The sequence below is a fragment of the Bradyrhizobium lablabi genome (assembly GCF_900141755.1).
GTDB lineage: Bacteria > Pseudomonadota > Alphaproteobacteria > Rhizobiales > Xanthobacteraceae > Bradyrhizobium > Bradyrhizobium lablabi_A.
This window is the reverse complement of sequence record NZ_LT670844.1, coordinates 5951053-5955029: the sequence shown is the minus strand read 5'-3', so window position 1 is coordinate 5955029 and position 3977 is coordinate 5951053. Positions and strand designations below refer to the sequence as shown.

Sequence of the window (3977 nt, the reverse complement as noted above, 5' to 3'; positions counted from 1 at the left end):
CCGCGGCTGCATCCCGCCGATGTTCACCGCCTGAGCGTGTGCATCAATCGTGTTCGAAACCAGAGCTGCTGCCGCGAGAGGAAGCCACGAGACGCTTCGCATCAGCGAACGCCGGCCCCCCCGAGAGGCATTGCTGGCGCGTTGGACGGTGGCAAGCATAATCAGCCCTTATGGGGAATAATCATTTGTTCCCAGATTTACTTGGGCTCGCCACCTCAAGGACTGTTCCCCCGCCCCATGCTGTAGCGACGTCGTTCAGCTCAGTTTTCTAATCGCGTCGATGCAGGAAAGACTCGAAATATGCGCATAGATCGCCGGCAGCAGGCTTTCCCTGCGCAAGCGAAGAAAGTCTTCGTCCGAAAGCTCGTCGAGCCTGCCGGGATCGACCGTCAGCATGCCGTGCAGAGCGAGAGTCTCGCCCGACTCGAATTTCGCGTCGATCGTGACGGGCCGCAGCAGATCCAGATCGATCAATGTCTTGACGAGCGACTCGCCGCGCTTGGCCGCGAGGAAGAACTCGTTCATGAGGCGAATGCGCTCGACGAGAATCGGCATCTCCTCGCCTTCGTCGGTGAAGATACGCGCGCCCGACTTGCCCTTCGGCAGCGTATAGGCCGAATCGATGCAGGTGATCGGAGCGCGACCCTCGATCTCGCCGAACATTAACGGATAGCGGCGCACGTAAGCCGGGATGTAGTTCCCGAGCCAGCGACCCTCGGCGCTCACCAGCACATTCTTGCCCGCGCGCAAGCCCACCAGGAACACCGGCACGGGAGCGTTGACTCCAGGCAGAAAAACGACGGGAATATGAGGGGCCGCCGCAACGAACTCGTCGAAAACAGCCGGAACGAGATGAGATCCCGCAGAAAATCCAAACCGGTCATCATCGATATCGAGTACGAAATCTCTATGATTATCGCGATCTAACGGAATAATATTCCCATAGAAAATAACGCTATCAACCATACGCACGCCACCCCACAAGCGTTTGTCGCTTCAACTATTGGTTGCTTCGACTATAAAGAGTTAAACACTCTTTCTGTCATGACCGCAACTAGCTAAACATGAAGAACTTCGCGACGATCGATCAACCCGATATTTTCCGGTTGCAACGCGTGATTGAATCTAACACATAGTTCGCCCTCCGCGAAAAACGGCCTTCTAACCGGAACGCGGGCAACCGAATTTCCGAAATCCACCTCAATCATGGCCTTGCGATGTGGCTCGACATATTCGACGCACTGTCTATTCGCCACTTGAACCAAATAGCCATCACTATGCTTCACTTTGCCGTGGCCCGGTTGCCGCAGCGGCAAAAGTGGCACGCCAATTGCTTCATCCCGGGCACCATCGAGGAGCTCGCATTTTGGTTGACGATCCGCTTTTGAAAAAAATCTCACGCCGTACCGCTCTGGCTTTGCCCCTCGGGTTGGCCGCATCGTCCGGCACGATCTACAACGGTTTCGCCAAGGCCGATGAGCCGGTGCGGGGCGGCACGATGGTCATGATCGTGCAGCCCGAGCCCTCGACGCTTGCCCATTATGCCGTGACCGCCGGCAATATCCCGCCTATCGCCACGCAGATCTATGAAGGTCTTGTGACATACGACTGGGATCAGAATCCTCAACCCAATCTCGCGACCTCTTGGGAGATCGCGCCCGACGGCAAGTCCATTACCTTCAAGTTGCGCGAAGGCGTTGTCTTTCACAACGGCAAGCCTTTCACGAGCGCCGACGTCCAATTCTCCTTCATGGAGATATTGAAGAAATATCATCCCTTCGCGCCGCTCCTGCTCGCCGAGCTGACCGGCGTCGACACGCCGGACGAAAAGACTGCGGTTCTGCTTCTCGCCAATCCCGCGCCCTATCTCATGAAGGCACTCGCTGGGCGCGATCTCCCGATCATGTGCAAATCGGTTTTCGAGGGAACGCAGATCCTGCAGAATCCGTCGGCCAACAAGCCGATCGGCACGGGGCCGTTCAAATTCGGGCAATGGGACCGCGGACAGTTCGTGCGGCTCGACCGCAACGAAAAATACTGGAAGCCGGGGCTGCCCTATCTCGACCATATCATCGCGCGTTTCATCCCCGATGCCGCGACGCGCTCTGCCGCGCTTGAGACCGGCGAGGCGCATTTCGCCGGGTACAGCGCCGTCAATTACGCCGATCTCGCGCGGATGAAGACCAACCCGATGCTCGATACGACGATGAAAGGCTATGAGATGACGCCCGCCTTGAGCGTGCTCGAACTCAATGCCAAACACCCGCCGCTCGACAAGAAAGAAGTGCGCCAGGCCATCGCCTATGCGATCGATCGCAAGGTGATCCTGCGCGATGTCATGTATGGCTACGGCAAGCCGGCCACAGGCCCGCTCAGCAGTCTGTTCAAGACCGTCGGGTTCTATACCGACGATGTGCGCAAATACGACGTGCCCGACCGTCTCGACATTGCCAACAAGCTGCTCGACGGCGCGGGCCTGCCGCGCGGCGCAAACGGCATGCGCTTCGGCATGCATCTCGAAGTCAATTCATTCGGCGAGCAATGGCTGCGCCAGGCCGAATATCTGAAACAGGCGCTCGCGATCGTCGGGATCGATCTGACGCTACGCTCGGAAGACACCGCCACCTGGTTGCGGCGCGTCTATACCGATTACGATTACGACATTAACGAGCCCTTCCTGAGCCAGGGCGTCGATCCGGTCTACGGTCTAAACAAGCAATATCTCACGTCGCAGATCCGCAAGGGTGTGACCTTCGTCAACGACAGCTTTTACGCCAATCCGGAATTCGACGGCATTCTCAACGAGGCCATGCGCGAGCCGGACCACGACAAGCGCGCCGTACTGTACAAAAAGGCGCAGCAGATCCTTGCCGAGGATTGCCCGCTGGTCTGGCTCATCGACGTGCAATATGTCTCGGTCTTCAATCGAAAGCTTCACGATCACACGACGGGGCCGCTCGGCACGCAGCAAGCTTTCGAACGGGCCTGGCTGGAAACGTAAGCCGTGCGATTTGCCCGCTATATGGGATACCGGCTCGTCACCGCGCTGCCGGTGATCTTCGGCATCATTGTGCTCAACTTCCTGTTGATCCATCTCGCGCCGGGCGACGCGGCCTCCGTGCTCGCCGGCGAGAGTGGTGCTGCGACGCCCGAATATATGGATGCGCTGCGCCATAAATTCGGCCTCGACCAGTCGCTCGGCATGCAGTTCCTGACCTATGTCTCGAACATGGCGCATTTCAACCTCGGCTATTCCTACCGTAACGATGCCGATGTCAGCAGCCTGATTTTCGAACGGCTCGGGCCAACCAGCCTGCTGATGTTGACGGCCTTCGGCACCGCTGTGGCGCTCGGCATCATCCTCGGTCTCGTTGCCGCGACAGGGCGCAATTCCTGGCGCGACAATATCATCTCGCTGATCAGCCTCGTCGCCTATGCGACGCCCGGATTCTGGCTCGGGCTCATGATGATCGTGATCTTTTCGATTGGCCTCGGCTGGCTGCCGACGAGCGGGTTCGACACGGTCGGCGCCGGTCACGAGGGCTGGGCCGAGGTTTGGGACGTCGCTCGCCATCTCGTGATGCCCGCCGTCTCGCTCGCGCTGTTTTACCTCGCGCTTTATGCGCGCCTCATGCGAGCCTCCGTTTTAGAGCAAACTGGCATGGACTACGTGACGACGGCGCGCGCCAAGGGCCAGACCGAGCGCCGCATCATGACAGGTCATGTCCTACGCAATGCTCTGCTACCTGTCGTGACGATTGCCGGCGTTCAGGCCGGCAATCTGATCGGCGGCTCCATCGTGGTGGAAACCGTATTCGGCTGGCCCGGCATCGGCACGCTTGCCTTCAACGCGCTGCAATCGCGCGACCTCAATTTGCTTCTCGCAATCTTCTTTATGTCGGCCTGTCTGATCGTGGTCATCAACCTCGCCGTCGACGTGATCTACGTCATGCTCGACCCGCGCATGGAGATTTGAC

Annotated in this window: 4 protein-coding genes; 2 read left to right on the top strand and 2 right to left on the bottom strand. The window is 58.7% G+C overall.

Annotated features, from left to right (window positions below; all coding sequences use genetic code 11):
* Window positions 1-255: 255 nt before the first annotated feature.
* Both B5526_RS27885 and B5526_RS37985 read right to left on the bottom strand, forming a co-directional pair.
* Window positions 256-984, bottom strand: a complete 729-nt coding sequence (locus B5526_RS27885; RefSeq protein ID WP_154071490.1) for a SapC family protein — start codon at window positions 982-984, stop codon at window positions 256-258.
* Between the two features lie 74 nt (window positions 985-1058).
* A complete protein-coding gene (locus B5526_RS37985) occupies window positions 1059-1400 on the bottom strand; it encodes a hypothetical protein (RefSeq protein ID WP_154071489.1) in 342 nt (113 codons plus the stop codon).
* Between B5526_RS37985 and B5526_RS27880 the strand changes: the two genes are divergently transcribed.
* Together B5526_RS27880 and B5526_RS27875 are read left to right on the top strand one after the other, a co-directional pair.
* Window positions 1385-3001, top strand: a complete 1617-nt coding sequence (locus tag B5526_RS27880; RefSeq protein WP_154071488.1) for an ABC transporter substrate-binding protein — start codon at window positions 1385-1387, stop codon at window positions 2999-3001. The genes B5526_RS37985 and B5526_RS27880 overlap by 16 nt on opposite strands.
* Before the next feature lie 3 nt (window positions 3002-3004).
* On the top strand, window positions 3005-3976 hold the full coding sequence (locus B5526_RS27875; protein ID WP_433994601.1) for an ABC transporter permease: 972 nt from the start codon (window positions 3005-3007) through the stop codon (window positions 3974-3976).
* Window position 3977 lies beyond the last annotated feature (1 nt).